The 18,431-nt window shown below is 71.4% G+C and carries 11 protein-coding genes; 5 read left to right on the top strand and 6 right to left on the bottom strand.

Going from position 1 to position 18,431, the window contains the following annotated elements:
• Nucleotides 1–28 precede the first annotated feature (28 nt).
• On the bottom strand, nt 29–847 hold the full coding sequence (locus tag SH922_RS10790) for a hypothetical protein (protein ID WP_393063520.1): 819 nt from the start codon (nt 845–847) through the stop codon (nt 29–31).
• Nucleotides 848–1,447: 600 nt separating this feature from the next.
• Between SH922_RS10790 and SH922_RS10785 the strand changes: the two genes are divergently transcribed.
• The 4 genes from SH922_RS10785 to SH922_RS10770 all read left to right on the top strand — a co-directional run bounded on the left by SH922_RS10785 (nt 1,448) and on the right by SH922_RS10770 (nt 11,233).
• Nucleotides 1,448–3,172 (top strand): carbohydrate-binding module family 20 domain-containing protein, encoded by a 1,725-nt coding sequence (locus SH922_RS10785; RefSeq protein ID WP_393057331.1) that lies wholly within the window; start codon nt 1,448–1,450, stop codon nt 3,170–3,172.
• Between the two features lie 79 nt (nt 3,173–3,251).
• A complete protein-coding gene (pulA, locus tag SH922_RS10780; protein WP_393057328.1) occupies nt 3,252–8,576 on the top strand; it encodes a pullulanase-type alpha-1,6-glucosidase in 5,325 nt (1,774 codons plus the stop codon).
• 190 nt (nt 8,577–8,766) lie between these two features.
• Nucleotides 8,767–10,803: an ATP-binding protein gene (locus SH922_RS10775; protein ID WP_393057326.1), complete on the top strand. Its 2,037-nt coding sequence runs from the start codon at nt 8,767–8,769 to the stop codon at nt 10,801–10,803.
• 79 nt (nt 10,804–10,882) lie between these two features.
• Nucleotides 10,883–11,233 carry a 5-carboxymethyl-2-hydroxymuconate Delta-isomerase gene (locus SH922_RS10770; protein WP_393057324.1) on the top strand — a complete coding sequence of 117 codons (351 nt, stop codon included), beginning with the start codon at nt 10,883–10,885 and terminating at the stop codon, nt 11,231–11,233.
• Nucleotides 11,234–11,237: 4 nt separating this feature from the next.
• Here the strand turns inward: SH922_RS10770 and SH922_RS10765 are convergent, their stop codons facing one another.
• The 4 genes from SH922_RS10765 to SH922_RS10750 all read right to left on the bottom strand — a co-directional run bounded on the left by SH922_RS10765 (nt 11,238) and on the right by SH922_RS10750 (nt 16,061).
• Nucleotides 11,238–11,960: a TetR/AcrR family transcriptional regulator gene (locus tag SH922_RS10765; RefSeq protein ID WP_393057322.1), complete on the bottom strand. Its 723-nt coding sequence runs from the start codon at nt 11,958–11,960 to the stop codon at nt 11,238–11,240.
• A 74-nt stretch (nt 11,961–12,034) separates the two neighbouring features.
• Nucleotides 12,035–13,117, bottom strand: a complete 1,083-nt coding sequence (locus SH922_RS10760) for a PDR/VanB family oxidoreductase (RefSeq protein WP_393057320.1) — start codon at nt 13,115–13,117, stop codon at nt 12,035–12,037.
• Nucleotides 13,118–13,119: 2 nt separating this feature from the next.
• Nucleotides 13,120–14,025: a metal-dependent hydrolase gene (locus SH922_RS10755; RefSeq protein ID WP_393057318.1), complete on the bottom strand. Its 906-nt coding sequence runs from the start codon at nt 14,023–14,025 to the stop codon at nt 13,120–13,122.
• Nucleotides 14,026–14,111: 86 nt separating this feature from the next.
• Nucleotides 14,112–16,061: a hypothetical protein gene (locus SH922_RS10750; RefSeq protein WP_393057316.1), complete on the bottom strand. Its 1,950-nt coding sequence runs from the start codon at nt 16,059–16,061 to the stop codon at nt 14,112–14,114.
• Between the two features lie 132 nt (nt 16,062–16,193).
• Here SH922_RS10750 and SH922_RS10745 point away from each other — a divergent pair, with 132 nt between their 5' ends.
• Entirely contained in the window at nt 16,194–16,667 is a 474-nt protein-coding gene (locus tag SH922_RS10745) for a hypothetical protein (RefSeq protein ID WP_393063519.1), read from the top strand.
• Nucleotides 16,668–16,708: 41 nt separating this feature from the next.
• Here the strand turns inward: SH922_RS10745 and SH922_RS10740 are convergent, their stop codons facing one another.
• Nucleotides 16,709–18,226, bottom strand: coding sequence for a DUF1996 domain-containing protein (locus tag SH922_RS10740; protein WP_393057314.1), 1,518 nt, complete (start codon nt 18,224–18,226; stop codon nt 16,709–16,711).
• Nucleotides 18,227–18,431: the final 205 nt, after the last annotated feature.

Raw genomic sequence — 18,431 nt, 5'->3', positions numbered from 1 at the left:
ACCCGCCCGGTCCACGGCGGCGTTCCGCTCAGTCCTGCCCGTCGCCCTTCTTGAAGAGCCGTACCGTGCTGAGGATCTGACGGATCGTGGTGTCGGACACCTCGTCGGGAACCCCGTGCGCCCCGAAGTAGGTCCACGACACGAAGCCGCCCTCCGCGTTCTTGAAGGCGAACGTCACCGCCTTGCCGTCGGTGTCGCACTTGCCCTTCTTCGGCGTCCCGGACGACGTGACGGTCACGAGGCTGCCCTCGACGCCCGTCTTCGTCCGGTACGGCTCGGCCTTGCCGACCGTGAGGCGTGTCCTGTCGGGCTGGGTGTAGGCGCCGTAGACCCAGTTCTTCGCGGTGTCCTCGGCGGCCTCGGCGGCGCTCTTCGAGCCCTTCTCCCCGGTGGTGCCCGTCGAGGCGAGCGGGGTGTCCTCCGCGGTGCCGTTCTTGTCGTCGTCGGACGTGCACCACTTCTCCTTGAGGACCGCCGGGGCCATCATCGCGACCAGCGGCTTCTCCTCGGGGTCGTCGTCCTCCGCGACGTAGCTGACCCAGCTCGCGGACTGCCGCGCCCAGGCGGCGGGCACGTCGAAGGTGATGCCGCGCTTGGCGTTGACCACTGTGTTCCAGCCGGGGACGAGCGGGCCCGTACCGCCCTCGGCCGCGGACCGGTCCGTGCCGTCGGGGCTCGCCGAGCCCGTCGCCGCGGGCTTCGCGTCGGTCTTCGCGTTCCCCTCGCCCCCGTCGTCGCGGAGCACCAGGAAGCCGGTCACGCCGCAGGCCACGACGACCGCCGCGGAAGCCGCCACGACAGCGGTCACGGTTCTGTTCCGAGGGCGGCGGGGCTCGGGGGTACCCATGCCGAGTGTGGGTGCGGCGTGCCAGTCGGGGCCCGGCAGACCGGACTGCGGGGGAGTCGAACCGGGGTATTCGGCCCGCGGGTTCGGCTGATCGGCGGGCGACTGCTGTTCTGGCCACATGGAAGGCGAGTCTAGTGAGGCCTGCCGGTCCTGCCGCGGCGGTGCGGTTCCTGATGGTCCGTCATCGTCCGCGAGTGGATCGCGGCTGCGGGGGTCACGCACAGGAGAGGCCCCGAGGCCGGCCCGGATGGGCCGGCGGGGAAGCGGCCTCGGGGCCTTTCCGGTGGTGTGACCGGCCCGGCCGGCCGGGCGCGTGGGGCCCGAGGTGCCGGGACCCCCGGCCGACCGGACCGGAGTCGGGGAAAAGGTAACAGCGCTGCAATGTCTTGCGTAAGACCTTGCAGGAAGAAATCTCCAACATTTCGCGGATGTGAGCAGCTCATGTCCAAAGGGTTGACCGGAACCTGGCGGACTCGTACGGTCTCCCCGCGGCAAGGTTTGCATTCTTGCAGCAAGAACCTTCAGGAGCCTTGAGGGCAGGGCGCGTTGCCGTATGAGGCTGCACCGTCACCCGCATTTCCCCCACCGCAGGAGGAAACCATGGCCAGCAGACCCCTGTCTGCCGCGCTCGCCCTCATAGCGGGCGCCGCCGCCCTCGTGGTCCCCGCCACGAACGCGCAGGCATCCGCCCCGGGCACCAAGGACGTCACCGCCGTCCTCTTCGAGTGGAAGTTCGACTCCGTCGCGAAGGCCTGTACGGACTCCCTCGGCCCGGCAGGCTACGGCTACGTGCAGGTCTCGCCGCCCCAGGAGCACATCCAGGGCGGGCAGTGGTGGACCTCGTACCAGCCGGTCAGCTACAAGATCGCCGGACGGCTCGGTGACCGCACCTCCTTCGCCAACATGGTCAGCACCTGCCACAGCGCGGGCGTCAAGGTCGTGGCGGACTCGGTCATCAACCACATGTCATCCGGCTCGGGTACGGGCACCGGAGGGTCCTCGTACAGCAAGTACGACTACCCCGGCCTGTACTCGGTCAACGACATGAACGACTGCCAGTCGAACATCAACAACTACGGCGACCGCGGCAACGTCCAGAACTGCGAACTCGTGGGCCTCGCCGACCTGGACACCGGTGAGGACTACGTCCGAGGCAAGATCGCCGGATACCTCAACGACCTGCTCTCGCTCGGCGTCGACGGGTTCCGCATCGATGCCGCCAAGCACATGCCCGCCGCCGACCTCGCCAACATCAAGTCCCGGCTGAGCAACGCCGGCGCCTACTGGAAGCAGGAGGCGATCTACGGCGCCGGCGAGGCCGTCTCGCCCGACGAGTACGCCGGCACCGGCGACGTCCAGGAGTTCCGCTACGCCCGCAGCCTCAAGCAGGTCTTCAACAACGAGAACCTCGCCAATCTGAAGAACTTCGGCGAGGGCTGGGGCTTCATGTCCTCCTCGAAGGCCGCGGTCTTCGTCGACAACCACGACACCGAGCGCAACGGCGAGACGCTGAACTACAAGGACGGCGCCAACTACACGCTCGCCAGCGTGTTCATGCTGGCCTGGCCCTACGGCTCGCCCGATGTGCACTCCGGCTACGAGTGGTCCGACAAGGACGCCGGTCCGCCCAGCGGCGGCACGGTGAACGCCTGCTTCAGCGACGGCTGGAAGTGCCAGCACGCCTGGCGCGAGATCTCCTCCATGGTCGGCTTCCGCAACACCGCGCGCGGTGAGGCCGTCACCAACTGGTGGGACAACGGCGGCGACCAGATCGCCTTCGGCCGCGGCTCCAAGGCGTACGTCGCGATCAACCACGAAGGCTCCTCGCTGACCCGGACGTTCCAGACCTCGCTGCCCGCCGGCGACTACTGCGACATCCAGTCCGGCAACGGCGTCACGGTCAACGGCTCCGGCCAGTTCACCGCCACGCTCGGCGCCAACACGGCTCTCGCCCTCCAGACCGGCGCCCGCACCTGTACCGGCGGCGGCACCACGGACCCGACCGACCCGACCGACCCCGGCACGGGCACGTCCGGAGCCTCCTTCGGCGTCAGCGCCACCACCCAGCTCGGCCAGAACATCTACGTCACCGGCAACCAGTCCGCCCTCGGCAACTGGAACCCCGCCGCCGCACTGAAGCTGGACCCGGCCACGTACCCCGTCTGGAAGCTCGACGTGAGCCTGGCCGCCGGCACGTCGTTCGAGTACAAGTACGTCCGCAAGGACGCGAGCGGCAACGTCACCTGGGAGAGCGGTGCCAACCGCACGGCCACGGTGCCGTCCTCCGGCAAGGTCACGCTGACCGCCGACGTCTGGCGCAGCTGACCCCCTCCGCCCCACCCACCGGACGGGTCCTCACCGGCCCGTCCGGCCCTGCACCCGTACCCCTTCGAGGAGAACCCGAGTGATACGTCCGTCCCTGCGCGTGCCCGCGCGAAGAACGGCACCAGCCGTCGTCGCGGCCGCCCTGTGCGCGGCTCTCGTGCCCGCGCTGCCCGCCGCCGCGGCCAGGCCGCCCGCCGCGCCGTCGGACGCCAAGCTGGCCTCCCAGCCCGACCGCCACGACCTGACCCGCGAGCAGTTCTACTTCGTCATGCCCGACCGCTTCGCCAACGGCGACTCCGGCAACGACAAGGGCGGGCTGACCGGTTCGCGGCTGGAGACCGGGTACGACCCCACCGACAAGGGGTTCTACCAGGGCGGCGACCTCAAGGGGATGACCAGCCGCCTCGACTACATCAAGGGGCTCGGCACCACCGCCATCTGGCTCGCCCCGATCTTCAGGAACCGGCCCGTCCAGGGCACCGGCAAGGACGCATCGGCCGGCTACCACGGCTACTGGATCACCGACTTCACCCAGGTCGACCCGCACTTCGGGACCAACGCCGACCTGGCGAAGCTGATCGAACAGGCCCACCGCAAGGGCATGAAGGTCTTCTTCGACGTCATCACCAACCACACCGCCGACACCGTCGACTACGCCGAGAAGACCTACGGCTACAAGCCCAAGGGCGCCTACCCGTACCTGGACCGGAACGGCCGGCCCTTCGACGACGCCGCGGGCATGGCGAGGACGGACGCCGACTCCTTCCCGTACAAGCCGGTCACCACCGGCGGCAAGACGCCGTCCTGGCTCAACGACCCGACGATGTACCACAACCGCGGCGACTCGACCTATGCCGGCGAGTCCACCACGTACGGCGACTTCTCCGGGCTCGACGACCTGTGGACCGAGCGGCCCGAGGTCGTCTCCGGCATGGAGAAGATCTACGAGAAGTGGGTCCGCGACTTCGACATCGACGGCTTCCGGATCGACACCGTCAAACACGTCGACCTGGACTTCTGGACCCAGTGGGCGACCGCGCTCGACACCTACGCGGCGAAGCACGGCCGCAAGGACTTCTTCATGTTCGGCGAGGTCTACTCCGCCGACACCGCGATCACCTCGCCCTACGTCACCCAGGGGCGGCTGGACGCGACGCTCGACTTCCCCTTCCAGGAAGCGGCCCGTCAGTACGCCTCGCAGGGCGCCCCGGCCTCCAAGCTCGCCGCCGTCTTCGGTGACGACTACCGGTACACCACCGACAAGGCCAACGCCTACGAGCAGGTGAAGTTCCTCGGCAACCACGACATGGGCCGCATCGGCACCTTCCTGAAGCAGGACAACCCGAAGGCCGATGACGCGGAGCTGGTCAAGCGCGCCGAGCTCGCCAACGAGCTGATGTTCCTCAGCCGCGGCAACCCCGTCGTCTACTACGGCGACGAGCAGGGCTTCACGGGCGCCGGCGGCGACAAGGACGCCCGCCAGACGATGTTCGCCTCGAAGACCGCCGACTACCTCGACGACGACGAGCTGGGTACCGACCGCACGCACGCCTCCGACGCGTACGACACCACGCACCCGCTCTACCGGTCCGTCGCCGCCCTCTCCGAGCTGACCGCGAAGAACCCGGCGCTGCGCGACGGCGTCCAGACCGAGCGGTACGCCGAGGGCACCGTCTACGCCTTCTCCCGTACGGACCCCGAGCACAGCAACGAGTACGTCGTCGCCACCAACAACGGCACCGCGGCGAAGACCGTCGAGCTGTCCACGGAGTCCGCCGGAATGGACTTCCGTACGCTGTACGGCGGTTCCGGCACGGTTCGCAGCGGCGCCGACAAGAGGATCTCCGTCACCGTCCCGGCGCTGTCCAGCATCGTGCTCCGCGCCGCGAAGACCCTGGACGCCCCCGCGGCCAAGCCCTCGATCACGCTGAAGGCACCGGCCGCCGGCGCCACCGGCACGGTCGAGCTCACCGCCGACGTAGACGGCGGCTCCCTCAACCGGGTCGTCTTCGCCGCCCAGCAGGGCAACGGCAAGTGGACGACGCTCGGCTCCGCCGACCACGCCCCGTACAAGGTCACCCAGACCATCGGTGACACGACCGCCGCCGGAACGCCGCTGCGCTACAAGGCCGTCGTCGTCGACCGCACCGGACGCACCGCGAGCGCGATCGCCGCGTCGACCGCCGGCCAGGCACCAGCCCCGGCGAAGCCCGTCGCCGTCGAACGCGACTACGCCGTCATCCACTACAAGCGCGCCGACGGCGACTACGAAGGCTGGCAGGCCAGGTCCGGTGACACCACCGCCGCCTTCGCCGGCCGGGACGCCTACGGCGCCTTCGCCTGGATCAAGGTGCCGGAGGGCGCATCCGCGGTCCCGTACACCGTCGAGAAGTCCGGCACGGCCGACGGGGCCGAGCGCACCGTCGACCTCGCGAAGACCGGACAGGTCTGGATCGAGCAGGGCAAGGACGGCCAGGCCGACACCGCCCCCGACGGCGCCTACCCCGCCCCGGACACCACCAAGGCCGTCCTGCACTACTACCGGGCCGACGGCGACTACGACGGCTGGGGACTGCACACCTGGACCGGCGCCAAGGAACCCACCGACTGGTCCAAGCCGCTCCAGCCGGTGAAGAAGGACGCCTCCGGCGTCACCTTCGAGGTCCCCCTCGCCGACGGGGCCACCTCACTCAGCTACATCCTGCACCGCGGCGACGAGAAGGACCTGCCCAGCGACCAGTCGCTCGACATCGCGAGCTACGGCCACGAGGTCTGGATGCTCGGCGGTACGGCCGGCTATCTGCTGCCGCAGACCGGGGGCGTGCCCACCCCCGACCTCACCAAGGCCGAGGCGCAGTGGATCGATTCCGACACCGTCGTGTGGAAGGTGAAGGCCACCGACGCCACCAGCCAGCAGCTCGTCTACGCATCGAGCGGCGGCATCTCCGTCGTCGACGGCGCTCTCTCCGACGAGGGCCAGTGGCTGCGGCTCAGCCCGTCGGCACTGACCGACGCGCAGAAGGCCAAGTACCCGCACCTCAAGGACTACCCGGCCTTCACCGTCGACGCCCGTGACCGGGACAGGGTCCGCGAGGCCCTGCGCGGCCAGCTGATCGCCACCCAGCGCGCGGCCAACGGCGCCCTGCTCGCCGCCACCGGAGTACAGAGCGCCGGGGTGCTCGACGACCTCTACGGGACGAAGGCGAGCAGCGCCTCGCTCGGCCCGGTCTTCCGGCACGGCACACCCACCCTGTCCGTCTGGGCGCCCACCGCCAGGACGGTGTCGCTCGAACTCGACGGCAAGTCCGTCCCGATGCGCCGCGACGACCGCACCGGCGTCTGGTCCGTCACCGGAAACAGGAGCTGGAACGGCAAGCCCTACCGGTACGCCGTGAACGTCTGGGCTCCCACCGTCCAGAAGCTCGTCACCAACAAGGTCACCGACCCCTACTCCACCGCCCTGACCACCGACTCCGCCCGGAGCCTCGTGGTCGACCTCGAGGACGGCAGGCTCGCACCGAAGGGCTGGAGCGGGCTGGCCAAGCCCGCCGCCGTGCCGCTGCGCGACGCCCAGATCCAGGAACTCCAGATCCGCGACTTCTCGATCGCGGACCCCACGTCCAAGCACCCCGGTGAGTACCTCGCCTTCACCGACACCCGCTCGGACGGGATGAAGCACCTCAGGGAACTCGCCGACTCCGGCACGAACTACGTCCACCTGCTGCCCGCCTTCGACATCGGCACCATCCCCGAGAAGAAGTCGGACCAGCAGAAGCCGGCCTGCGACCTGTCCGTCTACGCCCCCGACTCCGAGGAGCAGCAGGCCTGCGTGGCGAAGGCCGCCGCGAAGGACGCCTTCAACTGGGGCTACGACCCGCTGCACTACACCGTCCCCGAGGGCGGTTACGCCTCCGACCCCGACGGCACCAAGCGGACGGTCGAGTTCCGGCAGATGGTGCAGGGGCTCAACGGCGCCGGTCTGCGGACCGTCATGGACGTCGTCTACAACCACACCGTCGCCTCCGGTCAGGACGACAAGTCCGTCCTCGACCGGATCGTGCCCGGCTACTACCAGCGGCTGCTGGAGGACGGCACCGTCGCCACCTCCACCTGCTGCGCCAACACCGCGCCCGAGAACACCATGATGGGCAAGCTCGTCGTGGACTCCGTCGTCACCTGGGCCAAGGAGTACAAGGTCGACGGCTTCCGCTTCGACCTGATGGGCCACCACCCCAAGGCCAACATCCTGGCCGTCCGCAAGGCGCTCGACGCGCTGACCGTCGCCAAGGACGGCGTCGACGGCAAGAAGATCATCCTGTACGGGGAGGGCTGGAACTTCGGTGAGATCGCCGACGACGCCCGCTTCGTCCAGGCCACCCAGAAGAACATGGCCGGCACCGGCATCGCCACCTTCTCCGACCGGGCCCGCGACGCCGTGCGCGGCGGCTCCCCGTTCGACGAGGACCCCGGCGTGCAGGGCTTCGCCACCGGCCTCTACACCGACCCCAACACCTCCGCCCACAACGGCACCGAGGCCGAGCAGAAGGCCCGGCTGCTCCACTACCAGGACCTGATCAAGGTCGGACTCACCGGCAACCTCGCCGATTACACCTTCACCGACACCACCGGCAGCACGGTCAAGGGCTCGGGCGTCGACTACAACGGCGCCCCGGCCGGATACGCCGCGGCCCCCGGCGACGCCCTGGCCTACTCCGACGCCCACGACAACGAGACGCTGTACGACGCCCTCGCCTTCAAGCTCCCGGCGGGCACCTCGGCAGCCGACCGGGCCCGCATGCAGGTCCTGGCCATGGCGACGGCCACCCTCTCGCAGGGCCCCTCGCTCTCCCAGGCCGGCACGGACCTGCTGCGCTCCAAGTCGCTGGACCGCAACTCCTTCGACAGCGGCGACTGGTTCAACGCCCTGCACTGGGACTGCAGCGCCGGCAACGGCTTCGGCCGCGGACTGCCGCCGGCCGCGGACAACCAGGCCAAGTGGTCCTACGCGAAGCCGCTGCTGACCAACACGGCGATCAGCCCCGGCTGCGCACAGATCAACGGCGCCTCGGCCGCGTACCAGGACCTGCTCACCATCCGGTCCACGGAGAAGGACTTCGACCTCTCCACCGCCGGACAGGTGCAGTCCACGCTCTCCTTCCCGCTCTCCGGCAAGGACGAGACGCCCGGCGTGATCACCATGCGGCTCGGCAAGCTGGTCGTCGTCCTCAACGCGGCCCCCGGCGCCACCACCCAGAAGGTCGCCGCCCTGGCCGGGAAGAACTACGCCCTGCACCCCGTCCAGGCGGCGGGCGCGGATCTTACCGTCAAGAAGTCGACGTACGAGAGGAGTTCGGGAAGCTTCACCGTTCCGGGACGCACGGTGGCGGTGTTCTCACTGCGCTGACCCGCAACGGGACTACCGTGTGGGCAGCCGCCGGGGAGAGCCGCAGCACCACACTCCCGGGCGCGCTCTCCCACTCCACCCGGCCGGTCCCGGCCCCCTTTCCCGTACGCACCGGCGTCGATCGTCTGCCGGTGCCGTACGGGGCACGGGGGCCGGGACCGGCCGCTCCACCTGGTCAGCGACGGTGACGATGGCGAGCAACATTCCCGAGGAGACCACGAGCTTCGTCGGACGGGAGGCGGAGCTCGACCGGATCGAACACTCCCTCGCCACCGGCCGGCTGACCACCCTCACCGGTACCGGCGGGGTCGGCAAGACCCGGCTGGCGGTCCGTGCGGCCGGGCGCGCGGAATCGGCGTACCGCGACGGTGTCCGGTGGGTCGATCTCGCCCCGCTCCACGGCGACGAACTGCTCCTGGCCACCGTCTCCGACGCGGTCGGACTCAGCGACCACACCCTGCGGATGCCCATCGACGTGCTGTGCGAATGGCTCGACGACAAGCAGCTCCTGCTCGTCCTGGACTCCTGCGAACACCTGCGCCCCGCCTGCGCGCACCTCCTCGGTGAGATCCTCACCACCTCGCCAGGACTCACCGTCCTCGCCACCAGCAGACAGCCCCTGAACATGAAGGGCGAGCAGACCGTCGACGTGGGGCCGCTGCCCGTCGACGGTACGGCCGACGCCCTCACCCTGTTCCGGGAGCGGGCGACCGCCGCCGCCCCCGGCACATCCCTCGACGGACCCGGCACCGTCGAGGCCGTCGCCGAGATCTGCCGGCGCCTCGAAGGCATCCCCCTCGCCGTCGAACTCGCCGCCGCCGGCATCGGGCGCCAGAGCGCCCAGGAGATCGCCGGCCGGCTCGCCTCCCGCCTCGACGTGTTCGCCGACGCCACGCTCAGGCCGCTGCGCCACCGCACCCTGCGCACCACCATCGGCTGGTCCCACGAACTGTGCACCCCGCTGGAACGGCTGCTCTGGGCCCGGCTCGCCGTACTGCGCGGCGACTTCGACGAGGACACGGCCACCACCGTCTGCGCGGGTGGGCCGCTCACCGCGGACGCGATCCCGCAGGCCCTGCGCACCCTGGTCGCCAAGTCCGTCGTCGCCCGTGACGGCGAACGCCACCGCATGCTGGACACCCTGCGCGAGTACGGCCGGATGTGGCTCGCCGAACTCGGCGAGGAGCGCGCAGCCGCCGACCGGCACGCCGCCTGCTTCCTCCGACTGGCCCGCGGCGCCCATGCGGGCTGGACCGGCGACGACCAGATCCTCTGGTACCACCGCATCGCCGATTCGCACGCCGACCTGTGCGCAGCCCTCGACCACCTCCTGGCCCACGACCCCGCCGCCGCCCAGGAGATGGCCGGCCGGATCGGCTTCTTCTGGTGCTGCTGCGGCCACCTCGCGCAGAACCGGGGCTACGCCCAGCGCGCCCTGGACGCCGGCCCGGCCACCGGCCCCCACCGCACCCGCGTCCTGTGGGTGCTCGGCATCTGCGTCCTGCTCCAGGGCGACTACCCGGCCGCCGAGCGGATCGGCGAGGAGTGCGTACGGGCGGCGGCGGACGACGGCACCGACGAGGGGGTCCTCGCCGCCGCCTACCTGCGCGGCCTCACCCATCTGATGACCGGCGAACCGGAGAAGGGACTGCGCGAGGCCGACCGGGTCCTGCGCACCACCGGGGCAGGCACCCCGCTCGAAACCGCCTACCGGCTGCGCTGCCACCTGATCACCGTCTTCGCCCTGACCGGCCTCCGCCGCCTGGACGAGGCGGCCGAGGCCGCCGTCGTCCTGCGCGCGGCCTGCGAGGCCAGGGACGAGTGCTGGACCCTGAGCTATGTCGACTACCAACTCGCCCTGATCGCACTGCTCCAGGGCCGCGCCGCCGCGGCCGCCGCGCATGCGCGGTCCATGCTCGCGGGCAAGCACCGGCTCCGTGACCGCTTCGGCATCGCACTCGGCCTGGACATCCTGGCCGCCGCGATCGCCGCCCAGGGCGAAGGCGCCGAAGCGGCCCGGGTGTACGGCACGGGGCAGATCTACTGGCGGATGGTCGGTCACCCCCAGCGCGGCACCCCGGAACTGGGCCCGCTGCGCGAGGCCTGCGAACGCCAGGCCCGCGCCGCCGTGGGTGACGCCGCCTACCGGCGCGCCTTCGAACGGGGCCGCTCCGACGGCGCGGAGGCGGGCCTGGCCCTCGCCCTCCACGGCGAACTGCTCACATAGTGATTCCTGCTTGTGCGCCTTCCCCGACCGGGGGAAGGGTAGGGGCGACCACCGTCCACGCCCTGCCCAGGAGCCCGTCATGCCGCAGATCACCGTCGACTACTCCGCCGAACTCGACGACACCTTCGACCGCCCCGGCTTCGCGGACGCGCTGCACCCGCTGATCGCCGAGAAGGTCACCACGAAGACCGCCGCCTGCAAGACCCGGTTCCGCCGGGTCGAGGAGACCGTGGTGGCCGACGCACCCGGCGGCGACGCGCTCGTGCACGTCGACATCTCGCTGCTGCCCGGCCGCACCCCCGAAATCAAGGCCGGGCTCACGGAATCGGTACTGGAACTGCTGGCAGGCCACATCCGGCAGGCCGCCGGGCTGACCCTCCACCTCTCGGTCGAGGCGCGCGACCTCGACCCCTCCTACCGCAAGATCTGAGGCCCTAACGCAGCCGCTGCGGAGGCACGGCCGGCCCGGCGGGCGCAAGTGAGGAGAGCCGCACCAGCAGGTCTCCGAACGGCCCGTCGGCCGGCTCCTGCGCGAGGACGCGCAGCACGACGCCCGCCATCTCCTCGTCGTACGCGGCACTCACGGCGGCCAGCGCGGCGAAGTCGTGCACCAGCTGCAACTCCAGCTCGGCACGCGGAATCCTCCGCCCGTCCAGCCAGATCAGGGCCGTCGACTCGGCGAGCGACACCCACGACCGCACGACCAACTCGAGCCGGGCCGGGGGCTCCTCGACGTCAAGATGGGCCAGGATCTGCTCGCAGGCCGCCTGACGCACCCCGTCGATCATCGCGTTGGCCGTCGAGGAACCCACCGCCGGCCCGCCTCGCATCAGCGCCGCGAACCCGGGACCGTGGTCGTCGACGAAGTCGAAGAACCGCCCCATCACCCGCAACAGCCGCGCCCCCAGGGGGCCTTCGTGCGGTTCCAGGAACCGGGCGGCCAGCTCGTCGGCCGCCCGCCGCAGCGCCGCCTCGTACAGGCTCTGTTTGCCCGGGAAGTAGTGGTAGACCAGCGGCCGGGAGATCCCGGCGGCAGCGGCGATCTCGTCTATCGACACCTCGTCCGGGGACCGGTGACTGAACAACTCCAGCGCGACACCGATCAGCTGCTGCCTGCGCTCCTCGACGCCCATCCTGCGCCGTACCCCGGTCGTCATGAGGAACAGGGTACCGACCGGCGGGCCGGGAGCCCCGCCAGGTGCCGCGGGGCAGCCGGAACACCCGCATCGCCCTACAGGTCCAGTACCAGCCGCCCGCCCCGGCACCGCGACACGCAGATCAGCATCGACTCGCGCCGCTCCGCGTCCGTCAGCAGGTCGTCCCGGTGCTCGACCTCGCCCTCCAGGACGCGCTGTTGGCACGTACCGCAGAAGCCCTGCTCGCAGGAGTACGAGACGTGCGGCAGCTCGGCCCGTACGGCGGCGAGCACCGACTGACCCGCCGCGACCGGCACGGTGCGGCCCGAGCGGCGCAGCTCCACCTCGAACGGGAGCGACCCGGCGGCGTCCGCGCCCGACGCGGAGAACCGCTCCAGGTGCAGGGTGCAGCCCGGCGGGAGGGCGGCCGCGACCGCGTCCATCAAGGGCTCGGGGCCGCAGCAGTGGACCGCAGTGCCCTCGGCCACCTCCGCGAGGGCCGCCGCGACGTCCGGGTGGCCCGCCTCGTCCTGCGGGACGACGGTGACCCGGTCGCCGTCCCCGTCCAGCTTCTCGATCTCCGCCAGGAACGGCATCGTCGCCCGGCTGCGCCCTCCGTACAGCAGCCGCCAGTCGGCACCCGAGGCCGCGAGGGCGCGCAGCATCGGAAGGACCGGCGTGATGCCGATGCCGCCGACGACGAAGAGGTACGAGGGGGCTTCTGCCAGCGGGAAGCGGTTGCGCGGGCCGCGGACCTCGATCTCCTGGCCCTCGTGGAGCAGGGCGTGCACCTCGCGGGAACCGCCGCGGCCGTCCTCGGCCAGCCGGGTCGCCACGGTGTACGTGCCGTGGTCGGCCGGGTCGCCGCACAGCGAGTACTGACGGACCAGACCGGACGGCAGCACCAGGTCCAGATGCGCGCCGGGCTGCCAGGGCGGCAGGTCCGGGCCTTCGAGACGGAGCTGTACGACGCCGTCCGCAGGCATGGTCCGCTCGGTGACCAGCAGCCGCCTGCCCGTGGTGGAGCGGCGCTGTGCCCGGCCGGATACCGGCTCCTCCAGTGCGGGCAGCGGCCACAGCGGGGACTTCTCGATGCGCCGGCGCATCGCCCGCTTGGCGAGCAGTGCGGCGCCGGCCACCACGGCGACGGTACGCAGACGGGGGAGGGGGAGGGGCATCGTCAGCCGGCTTCCGTCGTGCGGGCCCCGGCCGCGACCGCGGCGGGCGAGTGGGCGAGATAGGCGACGGCCTGTGCGGTACTGCCCTCCTGCGAGGGGTGGTACGTACGGCTCAGATAGCGCGGGATGGAGCGCAGCATCGCGGGGGTGCTGGGCAGGGTGCCCCGCCGGCCGCTGCGGTAGAACTGCCCGAACGACGCCTTGCCGTCCAGCAGGCTCGGGTCGTTCTCCATGAAGAACCGGGTGCCGCGCTGCCAGAGGAAGAGCAGGGCGGAGAACGCCGTCGCCCAGGTCCGCACCCGCCGCCGGTATCCGCCGTCGACATGCATGAACACATCGAAGGCGACCGAGCGGTGCTCGACCTCCTCCGCGCCGTGCCAGCGCAGCAGGTCCAGCATCGTGGGATCGGCGCCGCGCCGCTCCAGCTCGTCGGCGTTCAGGATCCAGTCGCCGAGGAACGCGGTGTAGTGCTCGATCGCCGCGATCGTCGCCACCCGCTCCATCAGCCACCACTTGCGCGCCCGGCCCGGCGGCAGCGTCCGGTCGCCGAGCATCTTCTCGAAGAGCCAGTCGACCTGGGCGGTGTACGGGGTCGGGTCGAGGCCGAGCTCCTTCAGGTGCGGGAGCACGTCGTCATGGGCCTGGGAGTGCATCGACTCCTGGCCGATGAACCCGATGACGTCCTTGCGCAGTTGCTCGTCGTGGATGTACGGGAGCACCTGGCGGTAGACGTGGATGAACCAGCGTTCCCCGGCCGGGAGCAGCAGATGGAGCACGTTCATGGTGTGCGTGGAGAACGGGTCGCCCGGCAACCAGTGCAGGGGGGTCCTGTCCCAGGCGAAGGAGACCCGGCGGGCCTTGATGGGGGTCCGCTCCGACGCGACCGCCGCTGGCTGCGTGTTAGACATGTTGTCAATGTACTGAGGGGTAGGCCCAGGGAACAGAGGCATGCCACGAATTCCTGAGCCCACATCCGGCCGCCGCCCCGGTGCGCTCAGCGCAGCGCCCCGACGTGGCTGCCGTCCGCCAGCCGCCCGGTCAGCTGCGCCCGGTCGCCCGCCCCGGCCGGCACCGCGAGCAACCGCCCCCGCGTACTACCGCTCACCCCGCCGGACGTGGCCAGCGACGCGAACTGCTCGCTGCCCGCCGCGAGTACGTACCACCGGCCGCCGCGCGACTTCCACAGCACGCCCGCCAGCACCTGCGGGGAGCGCGCCCCGCAGTCCGGCGAGTCCTCGCCGCGCGCCGCGACCACTCCCGGCGGCCTGCTCCCCGGTGGCCGCCCGGACGGGGCCTGGAACTGGGCAAGGACCCTGCTCCCGGTGCCCCGCCAGGTCTCCGCCCGGGTGCACAGCCACTGGGCCGTGCCGTTCCCCTCGGGCAGCGACTGCGACGCGTACACCCATGAGTTCACCGTGCGCACCCCGTGCGAGCGCATGGCCGACAGCAGGCAGGCGGTCCGGGCCCAGCTCGCGTACTCGGCGCGCCCCGAGACATCGTGCGGCCTCGCCGGAGGGCCCGAGGTCAGCCGGACCGGGGCGAGTTCACCGAGATCCGTCACCAGCCGCACCGCCGCCTCGTCGGCCAGCTCGACGGCGTACCAGGACCGGCAGCCGGGTGCGGTCGCCGAGCTGGTCAGCGGACCGGTCACTCCGTCGGCGGAGCGGGGCAGCGCGCGCGGCGCCCGCCCCGGGGCGAGCAGATCCCGCACCCGCACCTGCCGCACCCAGGGCGCCGTCAGATAACGGACCACGCCCCCCGCACGGCCCACGACCAGGGCGCCCGCCGACGTCATGTCCGCCCCGTCGACCCGGGCGAAGTCGAGCGCCGCGCCCTCGGACGGATCGGCGTCACGGGGCTCCGCGTACCGCACGACACGCAGCCCGTCGTGGAACAGCACGACCGCGGACGCGCCCACCTCGCCCGCGTACAGCAGCTGCGGCGCCCCCATCGGCGGCCCCTCCGGCGTCCGCGGCGTCGCCGACGTCCGCACACCGCCGCCCGGCCGCGCCCACACCCGCAGCGCCCGCCGCAGCAGCCGGGTGTCCTCGGTGCGGTCGCCTCGGGTCGGCCAGGCGGTGAAGTCGGTACGCGGTGAGTGCTGCCAGAACAGCGCGGGCACCCTCCGCAACGCCCCCGGATCCAGGGCCTCTTCGGCGGCAGGATTGCGCGCGTACAGGGGTGCGGACAGGTCGCCACGGCCCCAGCCCTCGCCCGGCAGGCCCAACAGCGCCCCGCACACCAGCAGAGCGGCGACGCCGGCCAGTGCCGCCCGCACGCATCTGCGGCGGCGCGGCAGATCCGGCGGCCGGGCCTGGAGCGAACAGGGGTCGAACCCGGGTGAGGCCAGCAGCGCGTAGGGGGCCGACACCCCGTCCGCCTCCATCAGCGCCGCATGCGGATCGGCCACCCCCGCGTCGGACAGCACCCGCCGCACCTCGCAGTCCGCCAGCCCCTCCAGGCCGCGCAGGACGAACGCGGCCCGTGCCGCGCCGCTCACCGCCGACAGCCGCTTTTCCAGGGCCAGTTCACCGGCTCCACCGGAGTGCGGGAACAGCCGGAGGCCCCAGGTCAGCGGCAGGACGGGCGGAAACTGGGCGCGACGCGGCCGCCGCCGCAGGCGCAACGGCCGACCCGCCGCCAGTGCGCCCCGCAGCACCTGCCGGCGGACATACGCGTACCCCGGATCGGCCATCTCCGCGCGGCCGGGACGGCGCGGCAGCGGAACGGCACCGCCGCCCGCCGGACCGGCTCTGCGTGCCGCCTGCAGGGACCGCTGGGCCAGCGCGTGGGCCGTGAGAACGCGCCGGTCGCGGCTCAGCGAGTGCGGCAGGACGAGATAGCCGAGCCGGGCCAGCCGCGGGTAGTGCTCGACGAGCGAGGCCTCGGACTGCCCCGCATCGAACCCGGCGGCGGCTGACGGTACCTCTGACAGTGGGCGCACGTTCAGCAGAACGAGCGAATCGTGCGATGGTCACCCCGGGTGGTGTGCGGGGCCTCCCGCCCACTCGCCCCCGCGAGGGCTTCCCCTGTTCGGCTGCCGGGACCCGGCCCGAAGCGGCACGATGGCCGGATGATGACGCAGCGCGGGACGCGACGGCCAGGGGATGCGCGGCGCCTGGCTGCCGTCGTGGCCGGCTGCGTGGGCCTGGCCCTGCTCGGGGCATGCAGCGGTGGCGGTGACGGGACCGGAGTCCCGCCGACCGCCACCGGCACACTGGAGGAACTCGCCGCACAGGCACACTGCGAGCCGAAGCTCCAGACCGACGCGCAGGAGCTGCGGCAGGCCAACTGCACCACGGACGACGGACGTTATGTGCTGGCCACCTTCGCCACCGACCGCGGCCAGCGGGAATGGATCAACGAGGCCAACGACTACGGCGGTTCGTACCTGGTCGGCCGCAGGTGGGTCGCCGTCTCGGACGCCGCGGTGATCGCGGCTCTGCGCGGCCGGCTCGGGGGGACCGTGGAGACTGCCTCGCCGCACCACTCGGGAAGTGGCGGCAGTGGGGGGAGCGAGGCAGTGCATTCCGGTCACCGCGGGAGCTGACCGCGCAGGTGTGCGGGGGCGGTTTACCGCAGAGGTGGGGATCAGCGGCACTTCCGCCCGTCGTTGATGCAGTTCACCGCCTTCCGCATCAGCTTGTCGTCGAAGACGTTGATGAAGTCGCCGTGGTCGGTGACGGGCTTGTGCAGCTGCTCCGGGAAGGAGTCGACGGCGAACCCGGGCCCCGGAGGCACGTCGTACACGATCCGCTGGACCAGTTGCGGAATGGCCCGGAAGCCGTTCGGGCACCTCCCGTCGTCCTGCGCGAAGGCCACATGGGTGCGATGGTTCGCGCTGTCGGTGTTCCGGCCGTCCCAGCAGCTCTGGAAGGCGAAGGAACGCACGACCTGACTGCCCTCCGGACAGATCGGGTACTTGTCCTTGAGCTGCCGGTCCTCGAATCCGGTGCAGCTCCAGGAGGCGTTGGCGTTGGCATCACCGTTCGTGAACGCCTTGGCGTCGCCGGTGATGATGCGCAGGAAGCGCGGCATGGCCGTGACCTTCCCGGTGGGATTCCCGGCGAACCTCAGCGTGACCTGGGACGGGGTCTGGATCTCCCCGGTGTTCTGGTCCTTGCCCCCGCCGTCGGCGTCGGCGTCGTTCTCCGTCGCCCCGTTCTGCAGGCGGAGCACGGGCCAGTAGTACGTGGACCGGTCGCCCTGGTTGCGACAGGTGGTGTCCCCGGCCGCCAGGTCGTCGTCGCCGGAGAAGGCGTCCGTGGCCTGGTTGCCGACGTAGTCGTGCATGTGGTGGGCGCCGTTGCCGACACCGGGGGCGGCGATGACGTTGTCCGGGTTGAACTTCCCGTTCTGGTTGCGCCCGCACTCGGTGGTGAAGGTGCCGCGCGAGGCGCCGCGGAGCCGGGCGGGCTTGTCGACGTTGGGCTGGACGGACTGGATGTCGACGAAGTCGGAGTCCTCGGGGCCGTTGCCGCCCTGGTCCTGGTCCTGGTCCTCGCCCTGGTCCTGGTCGTCACCGTCACCGTCTCCGGTTCCGTTTCCGTCGCCGCCGGAACCGTCGTCCGCGGGCTCGTCCGTGGGCTCGTTCGTGGGGTCGTCGGCGGGACCGTCCGCTTCGTCGCCCCCATCGTCGTCCGCGCGCAGACTGCACGGGGCCAGCGAGCCGAGCCGCTCCGGGCGCTGAGCGTTGCGCCCGATGGCGGTCGCGATGCGGTCGATGCTGGCGGCCCGCCGGGCCTTCAGCGGGTCGAGAACGGCATTCCGGGCGAGCTGTGGATCCCTGGCCATCCTGTCCTTGCGGTCGGCGAACTCCCGGTAGGCATCGGTGATCTGGGTGTCCATGGCGGCCAGTTCGCGGTCGACCTCCGCCCGGGCCGGATCGGGCACCTCGGGGATCTCGTTGACCACTTCGGGGCAGTCGATGGTGGACGCCTGGCGGACCGGCTGCCAGTTCCGGCCGTGGGACGGGGCGGACGAGCCCTCGCCCGCAGAGGCGTAGACGTTGACCGCGGCCAGCCCACCCCCGCCCAGGATCAGTGCGGCCGAGGCGATGATCGCCCGGTTGGCCAGGGTGGAGCGTTTCTTGCGCGATGTGCGTCCCATGGAACTCCTCGGACTCCTCAGGCTTCGCGGGGGAGAAGCGTGACGTTCCATACGGCGCCGGTGCGCGGTCCGTTCAACGGCAGAGGGAATTGGCGGGCGCCAAGTATCAGGCGACCGCGGCCAGTTGTGACTGACCGCAACAGCTGCGGGCTTGGACTTTTACGTACGAGAGATAGGACGTATGTAGCGCGAACCCTTCCCGGGA

It is taken from the genome of Streptomyces sp. LN549 (genome assembly GCF_043203805.1).
In the GTDB taxonomy this organism is placed as follows: Bacteria; Actinomycetota; Actinomycetes; order Streptomycetales; family Streptomycetaceae; genus Streptomyces.
The sequence above is the reverse complement of the archived record's forward strand: the minus strand, read 5'-3'. Positions and strand labels throughout refer to the sequence as shown.